Origin of the sequence: Algoriphagus sp. (assembly GCF_046296635.1) — a bacterium.
GTDB lineage: Bacteria > Bacteroidota > Bacteroidia > Cytophagales > Cyclobacteriaceae > Algoriphagus.
The window spans coordinates 1-856 of the sequence record NZ_JBKBKZ010000058.1; the positions used below are offsets into that span (position 1 = coordinate 1).

General features: G+C 47.8%; 1 protein-coding gene. It reads left to right on the forward strand.

Going from position 1 to position 856, the window contains the following annotated elements; translation table 11 throughout:
* Positions 1 to 856: type I restriction-modification system subunit M (locus ACK4HU_RS21940; protein WP_409810354.1), on the forward strand; the 856-nt coding region annotated here is incomplete at both ends.

Below are 856 nucleotides of genomic sequence, written 5' to 3' on the forward strand. Positions count from 1 at the left end.
ACAGGACATCAAAGGTCTCTTTGCTGACTTTGATACCACCAGCAACCGCCTTGGGAATACCGTCAAAGATAAAAATAGCCGCCTTGCCGCTGTGCTCAAGGGTGTGGCAGGCTTGAGTTTTGGTGATTTTCAAAACAGCCAGATTGACCTGTTTGGCGATGCCTACGAGTTTTTAATTTCTAACTATGCCGCCAATGCCGGTAAATCGGGGGGCGAGTTTTTTACACCTCAGCATGTCTCTAAGCTGATTGCCCAGCTGGCTATGCACAAGCAAACCAGCGTCAATAAAATCTATGACCCGGCAGCGGGTTCTGGCTCGTTGTTGCTGCAAGCGAAAAAACATTTCGATAACCATATTATTGAAGAAGGCTTCTTCGGCCAGGAGATTAACCACACCACCTACAACCTGGCGCGGATGAATATGTTTTTGCATAACATCAATTACGACAAGTTTAATATGCAGCTGGGTAACACTCTGGAAGAACCGCACTTTCTGGATGACAAACCCTTTGATGCCATTGTGTCTAACCCGCCCTATTCGGTGAAGTGGAAAGGCAGTGACGACCCTACGCTAATTAACGATGAGCGCTTTGCGCCTGCGGGTGTGTTAGCTCCTAAGTCCAAGGCTGACTTTGCTTTTGTGCTGCATGCGCTTAGTTACTTATCCGGCAAAGGCCGGGCGGCGATAGTGTGCTTCCCGGGTATTTTTTACCGTGGCGGGGCTGAGCAAAAAATTCGCCAATACCTGGTAGACAACAACTATGTCGAAACGGTGATTTCATTAGCGCCGAACCTGTTCTATGGCACTACCATAGCGGTAAATATTTTGGTGCTGGCGAAAAACAAAAAAGACACC